1 protein-coding gene (cut by a window edge) is annotated in these 18,620 nt (G+C 74.7%); it reads right to left on the bottom strand.

What is annotated here, in order from left to right; translation table 11 throughout:
* Positions 1-18,606 carry the 5' portion of an Ig-like domain-containing protein gene (locus G4D86_RS12775; protein WP_163993139.1) on the bottom strand. The gene continues 13,428 nt to the left of window position 1, outside the view, so 18,606 of the gene's 32,034 nt are visible here — the first part of the coding sequence; its start codon is at positions 18,604-18,606; its stop codon lies beyond the left edge, outside the window.
* Positions 18,607-18,620: the final 14 nt, after the last annotated feature.

An 18,620-nucleotide genomic window follows, 5' to 3' on the forward strand; every position in this document is an offset into this window, starting at 1 on the left:
CTGCTTCGCCCGGCCCAGCGACGCGTAGGCGCGCGTGCCGCTCGCCGTGAGGTGCAGCGCGGGCGCGGACAGCGGGAAGGTGCCCACCTGCGGCAGCCCGCCCTTGCGCGCGTCCAGCACGTGCAGCTTCGGCGCGCTCTCGTTGCCGTCCGCCACCAACAGGTAGGGGCCCCAGGTGGCCAGCGCGCTCGCGCCGCCGGACACCGCGTGGTTGCCCACCGGCAGCGGCGCGTCCGTCTCACCCAACCGGTACACGGAGACGCCCGCGCCGTCCGCGACGAAGAGCAGGTCGTCGCGTACGAGCACGTCCCGCGCCGCCGTGGTGACGCCCAGCGTGGTCGTCACCACGGGCGCGTCCACCTGCGACACCTCCACCACCTTCACGCCCGCCGCGCCCGCGGCCAGGTAGACGCGGCTGCCGGCCTTGGCCAGCCGCCGCACGCCGCCCGACACCGGAACGGTGAGCTTCTTCACCTCGGTGATGGTGGGCAGCTCCGACAGGCGGGCGATGAGCAACCCGCCCTCGGACGTGGCTCGCGACGCCTCGTACACGGTGCCGTCGGCGCCGACGATGGCCGTCTCGCCGCCCAGCGCCGCGTACGCCACGCCGTGGTCCACCAGCACCTGCGCCACCGGCAGCGTGGGCAGCCGCGACACCGCGCCCGCGCCGTAGATGAACGAGCGGGTCAGCACGGAGGACTGGCCCGGCAGCGTCGCCGTGACGTCCACCAGCCCCGCCGCGTGTGGCGGCACGCGCACCACCGCCTGCTCCATGGACAGCACCCGCACGTCGAAGGACGGCGTGGTGTCGAAGCGCACGGCCAGCCCGGGCACGAAGCCCTTGCCGGTGACGACGATGTCCTTGCCGCCCTGCTGGGGCGACTGGTCGGACGACAGCGTGAGCAGGCGCAACGGCTCGCGGTAGAGGAAGCCGCCCAGGCGCGCGTCGCGCAGCCCCGACGGCGTGTCGATGACCTCCACCAACGCCGGCCCCGCGGCCGCGCCCACGGAGGGAGGCACCGTCACCCGCAGCGTGTCGTCCGCCAGCCACTCCACCGCCGCCGCCTGGCCGCCCACCCGGACGGACGTGGCGGCGCGAAAGCCCGCGCCCGTGAGCAGCAGCGTGGTGTGCGCATTGGACAGGCCGGACGCCGGCTCCAGGCGGGTGATGACGGGCTTCAGCGCATCCGCGCTCGTGACGTGGAAGGTGGCGTGCACCGGCACGGCGAGCGGCCGGGTGTCGAACGCCTTGATGCCAGGGGACAGGTCCACCCGCACCTCGTCGCCCGGACGGAACGGGACGGACGGCTGGAAGACGAGCGTGGAGCCGCGCACGGCGAACACCACCTCGCGCGAGCCCTGCACCACGCGCCAGCCGGTGCCGTCATTGGCCTGCACCTCGAACGTCTGCGGCGTCACCGACTCCGGCGACACCGGCAGCGTGAGGCGCGCCTGGATGAGCGTGCCCGGCGGCGCCAGCCCGCCCTGGGGTGGGTCCAGCTCCACGGCGAGCAGGTCCGTGGGAGGAATCTCGATGACCGTCGCATCGCCCGCGGTGGCGGCCAGCAGCGCCCCGCCCGCGAACGTCAGCCCCAGCACCGGCGAGCCCAGGTCCGTGGACTGGAGCACGCGCGGCGCGGACTCGTCGCTCAGGTCGAAGACGTAGAGCTTCGTGCCCACGCTGACGTACGCACGGCCCCCGCGCACCGCCAGGCGGCTGCTCACGAGCTCCTCGTAGGGCCGCGTCCCCGACAGCACCGTCACGCGCCCCACCCGCGTGCCCGCGCGGGTGTACAGCGTGAGCGCCAGGCCGGAGCCCGTGCCGCCCACCACCTGCGACGTCAGCGTGTAGAAGCGGTCCGGTCCCAGGTCCAGTGCCAGCGCGTCCGCGTCCAGCACGACGGACTCGGGAGGAGACAGACGCGGCCCCGCCGCGTGGAAGCGCTGGATGACGCCCGCGCTGCTCCCGGGGTCCGTCACGGACACGTAGGCGTCCGCGCCCTCCAGCCGCACGCCCGTCGCCCGGCCGTACGTCACCGCGCGGTCCGCGATGAAGGGGAACCCGGCGTCGGACACATCCACGACCACCAGCCCCAGCTCATCCGTCGCCAGGTACGCCAGCGCGCCGGACACGTCCAGGCCGCGCACGGGGCGCTCGGTGCGGACTCCGCCCAGGCGGATGGGCCGCTCCTCAATCTTCACGTCGAACAGCTCCAGCCCCTCGTAGCCGCTGTTGGAGACGCCCACGTACAGCGTGTCCCCGGACAGGCGCAGCTCCGACGCCACCCTCGGCGGGAAGCCCGGCAGGTCCAGCGTGGTGCCCACCGGCATGTCGTAGGAGAACAGGCCCACCCGCACCGGCTCCTCGCCGGGCCGCACCAACTCCACCGGCGCCAGCGTGGCGTCATCCACCGCGGGCGTCGTGAAGCTCAGCGACGTCAGGTCCTGGATGTCCACGTCCACCGCGTCCCTGCCGCCGATGCGCACCTTCGTCCCCGGCGCCAGCGCCTGACGGCCCGAGACAGCAAGCTGCACGCGCGTCCCGCCCTCCACCGGCCCATGGTCCGGAGACAGCGCCACGCCCGCACCCTCCAGCGGGTCCAGGTACAGCACCGACGAGGGCAGCACCGCCGTGGGCCCACCCTGGTCCACGACCTCCAGGTCCGCGGGGCCGGCCTCGGCCATGGCGGGCGCGGTGACGCGCAGCTCCGTCTCGGAGACGACCTGGAAGCTGGCGGGCTGTCCGCCCACGCGCACCTGGGCCACGCCGCCCAGGCGCTGCCCCACCACCGTCAGCACCGTGCCTCCCGCGCGCGAGGCCGCGGAGGGCGCCACGGACACGAGCACAGGCAGCCGGCTGCCCACCGCGCCTGTCCGGAAGCCGAGGCTCAGCGGCACCAGCAGCGAGCCTCCGCGCTGGTCCGTCACCCGCGAGTCCACTTCCAGTCGGTACGCCAGGTTCGGCGCCAGCGCGGACTCCGGACGCACCACCAGCGTGGAGCCGGAGACCTCCAGGTCCACGTCGACGGCTTCGTCATCCGCTCCGAGCAGCCGGACGCTCGCGTCCGTGAAGCTGGCAGCGGCGAGCGGCCGGTTGAACCGGACCACCAACTCCACGCCCTCGGGCGCCACCAGCGACTCCCGCGCGGGCGTGTAGCCCGTCACGTAGAGGAAGGGCACGGACAGCTCCGTCACGCGGTCGCGGCTGGCCAGCAGCAGCCGGTCCTGCACCGCCGCCGAGTCCCACGCCGGCTCCGGGTTGCCGCCGCTCACCAGCTTCGGCGCGCGCGGCTCCGACACGTCCACCAGCACCACGCCACCGTCAGCCGCGGAGACGAAGAGCAAATCGCCCAGCAGCCGCAGGCGCTGCGGGTGGCCCGGCTTGTTGGACAGCGTGCCGTCGAAGGGAATGCTGGCCGTGTCGAGCTTCCGGGGATGGGCCGGGTCAGCCACGTCCACGAAGAGCAGGCCGTACTCGGCGGCCGCGACAATCGCCACGTCGCGCACCACCACCACGTCCGTGAGCGAGTACGGGAACGTGAGCGAGGCCTCCACCGAGGCGCCCGGACGCGCGGAGGCGTACACGAGCAGGCTGCCCGAGGGCGGCTCGCCGGGAATGGCGCGAGCATGCTCACCCGAAGGGCTCCCGGTGACGGACGTCTCCGGAGGCGGCGGCAGCTTCATCGGGTCATACGGGTCGGGCGGGCAGAAGTAGAGGCCCTCGTGCCGGCCGGTCACCACGAACGCGCGGCCTCGCGCCAGCGCCGCGCCGAACACGTCCGTCGCGGACGGGAGCGCGCCGATGCGCACCGGGTCGTTCGCGGTGCGCGTGTCGAAGAGCATCACCCCGCCGCCCGTGCCGTAGGCCGGGGGCGTCCCGGGGCAGCGGCCTTCCGGGTCCATCGTGAGCACGGTACCCAGCACCCAGGCGCCCGTCGGCGTGGGCAGCACGCGGGTGGCGTGCATGCCGTCCGAGCCTCCCTCCAGCGAGGCCCGGCCGAGCAGCGGCAGCCCCAGCGTGTCCGTGGCGTCCAGCACCGCGAGGCCGCTCAGGCCGTTGGCCACGTACAGCCTGCCGTCCCTCGCCGCCACGTCCAGCGAGTCGGGCATGATTTCGATGTCCGGCAGCGGCTCGTCGCGCAGGTAGCCCATCCGCAGCGCGAAGTAGCGGTCCACCAGCGCGTCCGGCGCGTCCACCACCTGCGCGCCCGAGGTGCGCGGCCGGCCCGCCAGCGTCGCGTCGTACACGACGGCGCGGAACGACTCGGGGATGACGCCCTGGCCGGTGATGGCGCCGAGGTACGGCTGGTCGAAGCGGTTGCCGTTGCCACCGGCGCCGGCCGCGGCGAACACCTGCAGCGGCTGCTCCGGGTTGACGAACAGCGCGCGCGGACGCACCGAGACGGCGCGCTCCTCGCCGGAGAACGGCAGGCCGTAGCCCACGGGGCTCGGCGCGGTGACGCGGGAGATGCCGTCGGGAGACACCACCGACACCTCGGCCGCGCCGAACGAGCCCGGCGGCGCCACGGCCGTCAGCTCGTTGAAGGACACCACCTGCACGCCGGACGCGGGCAGGCCGCGCACCAGCACCCGGGTGGAGCCCAGCGCATCCGCCCACCACGGCAGGAAGCCCTCGCCGGTGACGCGCACGGTGCTGCCGCCCCGGGGATTGAGGAAGCGCGGACTGGCCGAGTGCGCGAAGAGCGGCGCCACGTACAGGTAGCCGCCCGGCCTGCGCACGGACAGTCCCGACGGCTGCACCACCTCCACGTCCGCCAGCCCCACCGCGCCCGGAGGAGTCTCCACCGTAAGGCGCGTCGACGACGCGGCCAGCACGTCCGCCTCAACCCCGCCGATGCGCACGCTCGCGCCCGGCTCGAAGGACGCCCCCAGCACCTCCACCACGTTGCCACCCGCGATTGAGCCCACGCGCGGCACCACCTGCGACAGCACCGGCCGCACGCCCACGCCGCCCGCGGCCTGGAAGTCCAGCGTGTAGGGCGCGATGAGCGCGTGGCCGTCCGGCGTCTTCAGCGCCTGGGAGACGGAGACGCGCAGCGCGGCGCCCGAGGGCAGCGGCTCCGAGAGCCTGAAGACGCAGGTGCTGCGCAGGTCATCCACGCCCCCCGCCTCCAGCGTGCCGGAGACGGGCAGGCCGTCCGCCGTGAAGGAGAAGGCCCCCGGCGCCGTGGCCGGGTCGAACGCCGCCGAGAAGAAGACGGTGACGGAGTCCAGGCTGCGCGGGACGACCTCGCCCGAGGCCACGCTGGCGCCCGTGACGGACAGCTCCGCCGCGGGGCCCAGCTCCAGCGACCAGCCGCGCTGTCCACGGTCCCTCAAGCTCAGCAGCCGCCCACCGCCCACCGCCACCGTGCGGGCGTCGCCGCCCTGCATGCCGATGACATGGTGGAGCAGCTTCGGAGCCAGCGCGTCGCTCAGGTCCACCACCGCGACGCCCGCGGCCCCGGCGGCCACGTAGGCCACGTCTCCCGAGAGCCGCACGTCCGAGGCGAAGCCCTTCACGTCCACCGAGGCGAGGCGCCGGAGCGGAAGCTGCGACACGTCCACCAGCACCAGGCCCTCGGCGCCCGCCGCCACCACGGCCAGCTCCCGCCGCAGGCGCACGCGCTGCACAGCGATGTCCGGCAGCACGCCCAGCAACGCAGGCGCGCCCTCCACGGACCACAGCTGGAGACTGCCCGGCGCCACGCGGTCATCCACGCCACGAGTCCCGACGCCCAGCGCCGCCTGCCCCTCCCAGACGCCCACCGCCTGCACCCCGGGGAGAATCTCCTGCGTGTGCACGGGGAAGACGTCCACGGAGGTGTCGAAGGCCCGAAGTCCACTGGCCGCGGCCGCCGCCAGCAGCCGGTCTCCGCGCGCGTCCACGCCGAAGACACCGTGCGCGCCCGAGGGCGTCACGGCCAGCAGCCGGGGTTGGTCCGGCCTGTCCACGTCCACCCGGGCCACCGCGCCCTCGGCGGGGACTCCATTCGCGCCGCGCCGGGAGATGAGGCCCACGTACATCAGGTCTCCCCCCGAGGGCGGGTAGCTGATGGAGGTGGCCTCGCCCGGCAGGTTGAGGTGCGCCACGCGGCGGTCATCCACGCGGTCGCCGTTCTCGTCCACCAGGTCGCCCCGGCGGTCCGGGGCAATCGGCTCGCCCACGTGTGGCCCGAAGCGGTGCAGGCCGGAGATGTCCACCACCTCCAGCCCCGAGTCGCCCACCACGTAGGCCAGGTCGCCCACCACCACCACGTCTCGCAGCGCGGCGCCCAGCGCCACCGACGCGCCGGTCGGCTGGTCGAAGGTGAAGGCGTGCGCCAGCGTGGCGGTGGTGCCGTCCGGGTTGGTGACGGTGACGTCCACCGGGCCGCGCAGCCCGTCCGGCGTGTACGCCTGGATGAGGCCGATGCCCAGCACGCGGACCTGGAGCGCGTCCGCGTTGCCGAAGCGCACCCGCACCGTCCCGTCCGGCGCGAAGCCCCTGCCGGAGATGAGCACCCGCGTGCCCCCCGACGTGGGGCCGCGCGGCGGTGACACCGCGGTGAGCTGGAGCGGGTCCACGTACAGATAGGCGCCAATGGCGTCCACGCGGCTGCCACCGCGCCCGATGATGCTGACGGTGGCGGGGCCGGCGATGCTCGGCGGCGTCTCCACCACGGCGCTCATGCCGCCCGGAGCCACGGACTTCACCGTGGCCGGCGCGCCGTTGATGCGCACCTCCATCGTCGAGCTGAAGCCGTGGCCCTCCAGCGTCACGTCCACCCGGCCCGACGCGGGACCCTGGCGCGGAGTGACTCGCGTGAAGCCCACGGGGACCGCCGTCACGTCGGACGCGGTGGTGAACTCCGCGAGGAATGCGCCCGGCATGGGCGCGCCGTCCACCTGCGCATGGAGTCCCTCGACGCGGAGCTGGTACGTCCTGCTCCGCTCCAGCGGCTGCGCGGGCGTCAGCGTCACCGTGGTGCCCTGGACCTCCAGCGTGGCCGGGACGGGCGCGCCCTGGGCGGTGCCGTCCACCTGGAACAGCCGCACCGTGGTGGCGCTCACGTCCGACACCGGCCGGCTCAGGAACGCCTGGAGGGACGTGCCCACCGGGAACGCCTCCGCGCCATCCTCCGGCACGCTTCCCGTCACCACCGGGAAGGGCAGCCCCACCACCGCGAGCGCATCCAGCGCCGCGGGCGCGCCCGGCGGCGGCTCCACCGTCGTCTTCACGGTGGCCACCACCACGTCACCCTCCACCGCCACGTCGGACAGCGTCGCCGCGGGGTACAGGTCCACCGCGTCCACGGAGATGGGCCGCGAAGGGTCCGAAGCGACGAGCACCTGCACCAGCGCCGAACCGCCGGAGCCCGCCAGCGCGCCCACCTGGGGCCCGAGCGCGCCACCCGCGAAGCGCATGCCGCCCACCAGCGGCGTCACCGGTGCCACCTCGCGCGGCCGGGTGACGGGCACCAGCGACAGCGTGCGCAGGGTCTGCTCCGCCACGGACAAGCCGCGACGTGAGAACAGCGCCACGTCGCTCGCGGAGGTGGCCAGCTCGCCCACCACCGGCATGGCCGGCAGCGACAGGTCCGCCACCAGCAGCCGGCGCTCGGAGCCGAGCTCGGCCAGCAGCACCGCGTAGCGGCCGGACACCTGCACGTCCAGGATGGACGGCTCCTGCTGCGTGCCGTTGAAGCGGAACCGCGTCACCGCGCCCAGCAGCACCGGCCGGTCCGGCTCCACCAGCGAGTAGAGCGCCACGCCCCCCGGCCCCGCCGCCATCAGCGCCAGGTCTCCCGCGAGGGCCAGGCCCCGCGCGTTCCCCACGCCGGGCACCGCCGTCACCAGCACGGGCGCCGTCGGCGTGGCCGCGTTGACGACGAGCAGCGACGGGCCGCCCTCCCCCACCACGTCCACGAACGGCAGGTCCGCGCCGTTGACGGCCACGTAGGCCCGAGTCCCCCGCACCGCGAGCGCCGCGGGCTCGTACGGCGGCGGCAGCGACACGCCTCCCAGCAGGAACGCGCCCGACGCGTCACCCACGTCCACCAGCGACAGTGCGCCGTGCACGCTGTCCTGGAGCAGCTCCACCGGTTCCTTCGCGGACGTGGCCACCTGCGCGGGCGACAGCACCCAGGCCTTCTTCCCGGACAGCGTCACCTTCAGCGGCGCCAGCCTCGGCATCAGGTGCGCGGGGCGGATGGGGCCGTCCTGTTCCGGGTCGTAGCGCTCCAGCACCGTGGACACCGTCAGGTCCGTGTAGAGGTACGCCCCCGCCGCCACCGCGCGCCGCCCGTCCGGGTTGCGCACCGCCACGTCCGCGGGACCGAAGGGCCCCGGCGGCACCCGGGCCGTCAGCCGGCCCGGAGACAGCACCCGCACCTGAGTCGCGGGCTGTCCGCCCACCGTCACCGTGGCGCCGCGCTGGAAGCCCCCGCCGGACAGCTCCACCGTGTTGCCACCCTCCAGCCTTCCCGTGGAGGGCACCACGAACTGGAGCTCCAGAACCTTGAGGTAGATGAAGCCACCGTAGAGGGCGCCCTCGAGCCCGTCCGGGTTGACGACCGTGACGGTGGCCGCGCCCTCGAGCTGCGGCGGTGTGCGGGCCGTGAGGCTGCTGCCGTCACCGGCCACCACCACCTCGGTGGCCTCGGCGCCGGAGAAGTACACCCGGGCTCCCTGACTGAAGCCGGCGCCGAACACGGTGACGGCCGTGCCGCCGTCCAGCGGTCCCGACGCGGGCTGCACTTCGGCCACGGCCGGCGGCGTGTGCGCGGCGGCGCGCGTGGTGAAGCGCGAGCGGAACGTCTCGCCCAACGTCAGCCCCGTGGACGTGGCCAGCTCCGGGCCCACCGCGAGGAAGTAGTCCATGCCCACGGCCAGCGGGCGCTGGGGCACGACGCGCAGCAGGCGTCCGGCGACTTCCACGGTGACGGGCACCTGCGGCCCCAGCAGCGCATCCGCCGCGCGCAGCACCACCGTGCCCGGCCCGATGCTGGCGGCCGAGGGCGCGGTGGACAGCTCCACCTGAATGGCGAGCTCCGGCGCGGCCACGGGCACCTGCCGCTCTCCATCCGCGGGCTGCACGGACGTCACCACCAGCCGCTGGAGCGCGAAGTGGGCCAGCCTGTCACCCAGCGTCGCCACCGCGCCGCCGGCCGCGTGCGCCACGTGGGAGCCGGCCGGCAGGTTGGCGCGCACCAGCGTGCGGGCCCCGCCCTCCGGCTTGACGACGGACACCGACAGCATGCCCTTCACCGGCTGCGCGTCCTGGTCCGTGAGCTGCGTCGCGCCCAACACCAGGTTGCCGGAGGCGCTCACCGCGCCCAGCCCCGTGGCCAGCAGGTCCTTGCGGCCGGGCGTGTGCGGCAGCAGCGACAGCAGCCGGGGCTGCGTGGGCTGCGTCAGGTCCACCACCGCGAGCTGCGCGCTGGCGCCGTCGCACGCCACGAAGGCACGGTTGCCCACGGCGGACACCGCGCGCGCGCCACCGGGCACCGCCACGAAGCCCTTCTCCTTCAGCCTCGGGTGCTTCAGGTCCAGCACGCGCAGGCCCGCGGGGCCCGCGGCCACCAGCAGCAAGTCGCCGGAGATGAAGACGTCCCGGGCCTCGCCCACCACGGGCAGCGTGAGGATGCGCTGGGGCGCCGTCGGGTCGCCGATGTCCACCACCGCCACGCCCGCGGAGCCGTTGGCCACGAAGGCCACCCTGTCCCTCGCCGCCACACCGCCCACGTCGTTGCCGGGCAGGTCCACGCTGCCGCGCAGCACGCGCGGCTCCACGTCCACCACTGACAGCAGGGGCGGCACGAAGGACCCGTTGCTCTTGAGCCGGTGCGGCGTCGTCACCAGCGCGCGCGTCCCGGAGAAGGCGACGGCCACGGGCTCCGCATCCAGCGGCACCAGGCCCAGGCCCAGCAGCGGATTGTCCCCCAGCGACGCCTGCGCGAAGGCCAGCGCGCCACCGCCCTGCTCCAGGCTCCCGCCCACGGCCAGGCGGCCATCGGTGCGCGCCGCCACCGGCCCCAGCCGCGCCGCGCCGGAGATGGGCAGCAACGTGGCCGAGGGCCGCAAGCCCAGCTCCACCTTCACCTGCTGCGAGCGCGCACGGTTGTCGGAGGCGTCCGTGGCCTCGGAGTGGAGGGTGACGAGCTCGCCCGCGCGGCCGCTCGGCGCCAGCCACGACAGCGAGTACAGCGGCCGGTTCGCGGGCCCCGGGTGGCTGACGGCGGTGCTGCCCAGCTTCAGGCCGTCCACCCAGAACTCGGTGGACTTCACGCCGGAGTTGTCCACAGCGGCGGCCGACAGCGTGACGAGCTCACCCTCGGTGACGAGGTCGCGCTCGGGCGGGTCCACCAGCTCCACCTCGGGCGGCACGGTGTCGCGCACGGTGCCCACCGGCACCGGCGCGGAGACCGTTTCCTGGCCCGCGGTGTCCACGGCCACCGCCGTGAGCTCGAACAGGCGGTTGCCGCTGCCCACGGGCGCGACGAAGGTGCCCACGTACACGGCCGGCGCGCCGGGAATGCCGGCGGGCACCAGGGCCGTGTCCACGCGCTTGCCGTCCACCAGGAAGGCCACCCGGACGATGCCGCCGTCAGGGTCCGTGGCCTCGGCCTGGATGCGCAGCGACTGTCCGTCGAAGACGTTGGTGCCGGGCACCGGCTTCTTGATGGCCACCACCGGCGGCTGGTCCTTCACCACCCGCACCAGCACCGGCGCCGACCAGGCCTCCTGCCCCGCGACGTCCACCGCCTTCGCCCTCGCGGTGATGGTGGTGTCCACCCACGCCGCGGGCACCTCGAAGTCGAAGTCGTACGGCAGCACGAAGCGGCGCATCACCTCGGGCGGCGTCTCGCCCGTGCCCAGGTGCAGCGACACCTGGGCCACGCCGACGCTGTCCTCCGCCGTCACCTTGAAGCGGCGCTTCAGCCCGGCCACCACCTGCGCGGGGGCCTGGAGCGACACCGCCGGAGGCGCGTCCTCCACCGCCCGCACGGAGACCTGCTTCTGGGACTTCAGGCCGGAGGTGTCCGTCGCCTCGGCGATGAACGTGAGCGTCGTGCCCCGGGCGCTCTTCGGCACGCGGTAGCTGAACCGGTAGGGCGCCACCGGCATGGTGGCCAGGGGCTCGGTGTTGCCCGCGAGGCGGAACACCACGCTGGCCACGCCCACGTTGTCGTCCGCGCGCGCCTCCACGTCCAGCCGCATGCCCTCCACGACTTCGGAGTTGTTCGCCGGCGAGAGGAAGGCCACCTCCGGCGGCTTCGTGTCCGCCACCACCGGCAGCGTCACCACCGGGGCCACGGCCTCCTTGCCCAGCGAGTCCCGCGCGCGGGTGCGCACGGTGAGCGTCCGCCCGGCGGAGCCGTACGGCAGCGGCACGCGGAAGGTGAAGGGGCGCGTGGTGCCCGTGTACCGCAGGGTCCCGCTCGCGCCGCCCTCGACGAGCACCTCCACCCAGGAGATGGCCACGTCGTCCTGCGCGGCCACGACGAGGCCGAAGTCGCGGCCCTCCGTCAGCGTGTCGCCCTGGCGCGGCTGCGCGAGCGCCACGGTGGGCGCCTGGTCCGCCACCACCGGCAGCAACACCACCTGGCTGTTGACGCGATGCCCGAACGAGTCCACCGCCGACGCCTGGAGCTTGAGCGTCCCGCCCCCTTGTGGCACCGGCACCTGGAAGGCGAAGGGCGGCGTGCGCAGCACCAGCGGCTGCGGCGCGTCGTTCACCATCAACTCCACGGCCTGCAAGCCCACGTCATCATCAGCCGCCACCGTCACCGTCACCGGGCTGCCTTCCACCACGGGCATGCCGTTGGGCGGGGAGATGATGGCCACCGCGGGCTCGCGGTCTCGCACCACGTCGATGGGCTGGATGAAGAGCGTGCTCCACCGGCCGCTCACGTCCCGGGCGCGCGTGGCCACGAAGTACGGCGCGCTGTCCGCCATGCCCAACTGGGCCAGCGGCGGCATGCCCACCTCGTAGCGCACCGGCGGCGCGTACACGTCGAAGTCGGAGCCCGGCACCGCGTTCTCCGCGGGGAAGCCGCCCGCGACGTGCACCACCTGGAGCGCCTCCAGGCTGGGGCCGGCGAGCACCTCCACCCGGTCCACGAAGACGTTGTCGTGCGCCACCACCTCCACCAGCACGGGCGTCTTCTCCACCACGTTCTGGCTCAGCGTCGGCCGCAGCACCTCGGCCACCGGCGCCGTGGTGTCCCGCACCACCACCACCACGCGCTCGTACGAGGACTGGTGGCCCTCGATGTCCGTGGCCACCGCCCGGAGCTGGAGCGTGGTCTGCGTGCGCTCCGGCTCCAACGCCACGAAGCCGGGCGGCAGGCGCACCAGGCCGCCATACGTCTTCAGCCGCGTCACGTCGCGGAAGGGCTCCTTCAGCTCGCGCGCGGCCTCGCGCACCGCCGGGTCCAGCGCCACGGGCAGGCCGTCCTCCCCGAGCGAGTCTCCCAGCGTGGGGATGTCCTTCGCGGCCTTCGCGGACACGGAGAGCGCGGGCTGGCCGTTGATGAACAGCTCCACCCGCTCCACGGCGGTGTCGTCACCGGCGATGGCCTGGAAGTAGAGCTGGATGCTGCCCTCGGCCAGCGTGGCGTTGGCGGCGGTGGGCACGGAGATGGCCAGCTCGGGCGCCTGGGGGCGGCGGCCCTCGACGACGAGCCGGGCGCGGCCCTGCCGCCCGGACGTGTCGGTGACAGTGAGGAGCAGCACGGAGGGCTCGCCGTCGCGGCTCACCGGCGGACGGAAGGTGAGCTGCCGGGTGGCGGTGGCCGGCGCGGGCGACAGCACCTGGCTGAAGATGACCTCGCCCCGGAAGGTGGCCTCGAGGGAGGCCACGCCCACGTCATCCTTCGCCTCGAACTGGAGCGAGGCGTCCGTGCCCTGGAGCAGGCGCACGAAGCCGCTCGCCAGCTCCGGACCGGTGATGTCCTCCACGCTGGAGCGCAGCGACTGCAGCGTCAGCGACGGCGCCTCGTCCAGGCGCACGTCCACGTAGACGGGCTGGGACACGGACGCGTTGCCCGCCCTGTCGCGAGCCACCACCGACAGCGCCACGGGCGCGCCGCTGGCGGGACGCCGCAGCACCAGGGTGCGGTTCACCTCCGCGCCCGGCCGCGCCAGCGTCTCGAGGGTGACGCCGTCCACGCGCAGCTCGGCGGACTCCACCTCCACGTCGTCCTGGAAGGACAGCGTCACCGTCGTCAGGGCGCCTTCGACGACGGCGCTCCCGTTGGCGGGCGACGTCACCGCCGCGACGGGGGACGTCGTGTCAGGACGCACGCCGACTGGCAGCGTGGCGACGGCACCCACGCCCGCGCCGTCCCAGGCCAGCGCGCTCAGCACCGCCGCGCGCGGAGACCAGCCCATGGGAGGACGCAGGTGCGTCGTCGGCTGGCTCACGCGTCCCGGCGCCGAGGCCTGGACGTCCAGCGGACTCACGGCGAGCCACTCGCCGCCCGCCACCGCCCGCACCTGCACGCTGGAGCCGTCATAGACGAGCCCCGTGCGCGTGACGGCCAGCGGCTCGCTGGCGCCGGAAGCGGACAGCAGCTCCACGTCGATGGCATCCACCGCCAGCACGGAGGCCGGGAAGGACAGGTCGGCCGAGTAGGACGGGGCCGCCAGGACCAGCTCGCGCCGCCCGCCCGGGTTCTGGGCCAGGAAGTCCTCCACGGCCGCGGACTGCTCCTGGCCGGGGCGCACGCGGTAGCGCCACGTCACCCGCGCCCGCGCGCCCAGGCCAGACGGCGAGGCGCCCACCTTCAGCACGGCGCGGCCGGACGCGCCGCCCTGCCCCGCCGGGCCATGCGGCAGGACGCGCACCAGGCCCGCCTCCACCGAGAGCTGGAACGACTGCTCCGCCCCGAAGCTCCACGTCACCGACGGCGTCGCGCCGCCCGCGGTGGCGCCGGTGGCCGGCACCTCGAAGGACCCCGCGCCGCTGGGGGCCAGTCGCGCCCCGGTGGTGGACAGCACCACCAGCGACGACGCCACGGAGACGTCGTCGCGCAGCTCCACCTTCACCTCTTCGCGCCGCTCCTCCGTCAGCTCCGCGCCAGCCGCGGGCACGAGCAGTGCCACGGTGGGCGCGGCATCGGGCCGCAGCGTGCGGGTGAGGCTCGCCTCGGACGCCTTGCCCGTCGCGTCCACCGCGCGCGCGGTGAAGGTGAGCAGCCGCGACGTCTCGCCCGCCGCGAGCACCGGCAGGGGCACGGAGACCTCCGCGCCAACGGAGGGGGCGGGCTCGACGTCCGGCAGCACCAGCGCCACGCCGTCCAGGCTGGCGGACACCGTGCTCACCACTCCGTCATCGCTGGCCGACACGCGGAGCTTCACCGTAGTGCCGGACACGCAGGTGGTGTCGTCCGGGCAGCCGGACAGGGCCAGCGTCAGCCGGGGCGGGCCGCTGTCCACGTACTCCTTCACGCGGAAGCGCACCGCGTGCGTGTCGGTGACGTTGCCCGCCGGGTCATACGCGCGCGCCAGCAGCGTGTGCTCACCGGGGGCCACGCCCTCCATGCGCACGGTGCCGGCGAAGGTGCCCACGTACTCGCGGCTGGTGAGGATGGAGCCGGGCCCCAGCGGGTCCGGCGTGCGGACCTCCTCGAAGCGCTCCTCGGCCACGCCGAGCGGCTCCCTGCCGCCCGGGGTGAGGGCCGTGCCGTCCACCAGCACCGCCACGCGCGAGACGCGCACGTCGTCCCGCACCTCCACGCGCACGCCCAGCGAGCCGCCCTCCGGGACGTCCAGCAATCCCTCGCGCGGCGGCAGCGGCGAAGTTAGCAGCGCGGTGGGAGGCTGGGTGTCGCGCCGCATGCCGAGCGACACCGTGCGGGTGGTGTCCTGTCCCGAGGTGTCGCGCACGGTGATGCCCACCGTGTCCGGCTGGCCCTTGGAGATGAGGGGCGCCGTGACGACGATGACCTGGGGCGTGGCCACGTCCTTCCGGGGCCCCGACAGCGGCAGCGCGCCGACCACGACTCCGCCGGACTGGCCCACCCAGCCGATGACGCCCTCGTCGTCGCCCATGGCCACCGACAGCCGGACGTCCTCGCCCTCCCGGTACGGGCTGCCCGGCGGCGGCGCCAGCAGCGTCACGGTGGGAGGCAGGTCCTTCACCACGCTCAGCTCCTGGGTGCGCTCCGCCGTCAGCCCGGAGCGGTCCGCCGCGACCGCGCGCAGCTGCAACCGCGAGCCCTCCGCGGAGGCCGGCACGGGGAGCTGGAAGCGGAACACCCGGTAGAGCCCCTCCTGCACGCCGCCCGTCAGCCGGTCCACGCGCGTGGCGCCCACGTACAGCTCCGCCCAGGCCACCTCCACGTCATCCGACGCCACCACCTCCACCTGCACGGTGCGGCCCGCGAACACGCGCGTGCCCTCGGCCGGAGCTCGGAAGCCGACGAGCGGCGCCTTCTGGTCCGCGGACAACTTCAGCGGCAGCGTGGCCTCCGTCGTCCTGTCACCGCTGTCGGTGGCCACCGCCCTCAGCACCGCGTCGCGCGGCGCGCCGGAGAGGGGCACCTCGAAGCGGTACGGCGGCAGGGTGCGGGTGCCCACGGCGGTGCCGTCCAGGAACAGGGCGACGGCCTTGATGGCCACGTCGTCCCGCGCGTCGACGACCACCTCCGCCGACGCCCCCAGCGTCGCCACCGTGCCCGCGAGGGGCCGGAGGAACGCCACCGTGGGCGGCTCGTCGGCCAGCGCGTGCACCAGCACCTCGGGCGAGAAGCCCACGTTGTCGGAGGAGTCGTAGGCGCGCGCGCGGAGGCGGTGGTCCGCGCGCCCCTGCAGCAGGGCCGCCTGAATCACCGCGTGGGTGACGAACGAGCCCGGCACGCCGGCGTTGGGCGCCGGGGTGGAGTCCGTGTGGAGCACCTCCCCATCCAGGAGTAGCTCCACCCGCTTCACGTCCACGTCGTCCAGGCCCGCCACGCTGACGAGCAGGTCCTGCGTGCGGACGACCTGCGCGCCCTCCGCGGGAGAGACGATGGCCAGCGAGGGCGGCGTGACGTCCGGCGTGGCGAACACCGTGGCGCTGGCCTTCTTCTCCTGCCCGGAGGAGTCGCGCGCCACGGCCTCCACCGTGAATGTCTGGCCCGCGGCGGAGGCGGGCACGCCGAACGTCGTGAGGTACGGCGGCACGCTGGACAGGCCCACCGGGGCGCCGTTGACGAGCCACGTCACCTGCACGGGCCGGCCCGAGTCGTCCTGCGTGGCCGCGGTGAGCACCATGCGCGAGCCGGCGATGAGGCTGCTCTGGCTGATGGGCGAGAGGATGGAGACCTGCGGCGGCTGGTCCGCGCGCACCACTGCCTGGAAGGCGGCGCGGCGCTCGTTGCCGCCCACGTCCAGGGCCTGCACCTCCACCTTCAACTGCCGTCCCAGGCTGGACGCGGGCGGCGTCCAGCTGAAGGAGAAGCCCTGCGAGCCCGACGGAGTCCCGGCCAGTCCCCCCTTCGTCAGCCGCGTGCTGGCCACGGCGGCGCCGTCCACCAGCAGCCGCAGGTCCACGCCGAAGGCCAGCGCGTCGTCCCCCACCGTGCCCGCGACGGCCAGCGGCACGCCCACGGTGGCATCCGCCATGGGCCCCACCGGCTGGTGCAGGGTGATGAGCGGCGCGGAGTCCGCGACGATGCGGACCGGCAGCGCCTCCACCGGGACTTCGGCCCCGGAGCCGTCCACGGCCGTGGCCCGGATGACGGCGGAGGTGCCCGCCGCCGTCCTCGACGGCACGAAGGTGACTTCCCACAGCGGGACGAGGACGGGCTCGGGGCCCTTGTCCGTCTCCCGCATCCGCACCTCCACGCGGGGAGCCTCCGCCACGCCCAACGCCGCGTCGTCCACGGTGAAGCGGACGACCTGGAAGTCGCTGGCGCTCAGGGTGCCGCTGCGCCAGTCGCCGCTCGTCACCCGCAGCGTCCGGGGCAGCCCGGCGACGAGAAGCTCTCCGGCCAGCGGCGCCTCGTACACCACCGAGCGCGAGCTGGGCGCGCGCGCGCCCGTCACCTGCACCCGCGCCTCCGCCGACTGCGCCTGCTGGCCGGCGGTGTCCACCACCCGCGCCGACAGCACCAGGGGGCTGCCGCCATACGGAGGCGCCTTCACCTGGAGCACGAAGGGCGGCGACGTGTCCGAGACGGTGGGGACGCCGTTGACCAGGAAGTCCACCCGCGCCACGCCCACGTCGTCCGTGGCCACGGCCTTCACCTCGAGGCTGCCACCGGCCACCACCGTAGCGGGCACGGTGAGCCGCACCTCGGGCGGCGCGTCCAGGGCCTCCACCATGACGGACACCGGCGACAGGCCCGGGTACGTGGCGACGACGCGCGCCGGTCCGGGCCGCAGCGACGTCACCTTGCCGTCCGGAGACACCTTCAGCGTGCTCGGGTCTTCGGCGCTCCACTTCGTCCCGACGGCCGCCGGCGTCAGGTCCACCTGCCGGCCGGAGGTGAGCAGGCCCTCCAGCCGCAGCGCCACCGAGCCCCCCACGCGGGGGATGGTCGGCGCGACGGGGAGGATGGCGAGCTGCTGCAGCTGCGCGGTGGAGTCCACCACCACCGGCACCGTGGCCGTGTAGCCCGCGTACCGCACCGTCACCTGGGCCTCGCCATTGGCGCGAGCCACCACGTGCCCGTCCCGCGTCACCGCCGCCACCGACTCGTCGGAGGACTCGTACGTGGCGCCATTCGCGCCGCCGCTGACGTCCACCTCCCCGGCGATGGCGAAGACGGCGGACACCTTGAGCGGCTCGCGCTGGCCGAAGCCCTCCGACAGCAGCAGGGGCGAGGGCCCGGCGCGCAGCGCCAGCACCGGGTCGAACGCGGTGGAGTCGGTGAACTCCACCTCGGACGTGTGGACCACGCGGTCGTACGGGTCCACCAGCGCCACGTCCACCACCACCACGCCGTCCACGGGGATGCGCTCGGCCGTGACGGGTACGGAGAACGTCACCTGGCCGGGCGTGGTCAGCCGGGGCCGCGCCACCTTCCGGCGGGCCGTGGCGAAGGAGTGGGCCTCGGCCTCCTCCAGGTCGCCCTTCACCGTGCGCAGCAGCTCCGCCGAGGCGCCCAGCAACGTCAATTCCACGCGCGCGAGGGTGCCCTGGTACGCCACGTCCACCAGCAGCTCGCCGGAGTCCTGCGAGGCCCGGACCTTCACCGCGTTCGCCGCGAAGCCGGGCGGAGGCGCGCTCCCGTCGAGCACCACCTGCACCGGCGTCACCTGCGCGCCCTCGGCTGCCACGGGCGCGGCGGTGATGACCAGCCGCCCGTCCGCCGGCAGCTCGGCCGTCAGCGGCACCAGCACGTGGAAGGGAACGTCACCGGCCATGTCCCGGGAGACGACAGTCCTTGCGAGGTCCACGAACGCGCCCGCCGTGGCGGAGGTGCCCTTGACGCTCACCACCACCTGGGCGGCGGTGCCCTCCACCTCGAAGCCGAGCTCCACGGTCCGCGCCCCGGCCTGGAGCGGGCGGAGGGGATACACGGACACGACGGACGGCGCGGCCTGCCCATGAGCCAGGGCAGGCACGACACCGACGAGAACCGCGCACAGGACGCTCAGCGCCCCCAGGCGCGTCGCGCGACGTGGCTGCATGTGACTTCCCCCTC

This window comes from Pyxidicoccus caerfyrddinensis, assembly GCF_010894405.1.
Taxonomy (GTDB): domain Bacteria; phylum Myxococcota; class Myxococcia; order Myxococcales; family Myxococcaceae; genus Myxococcus; species Myxococcus caerfyrddinensis.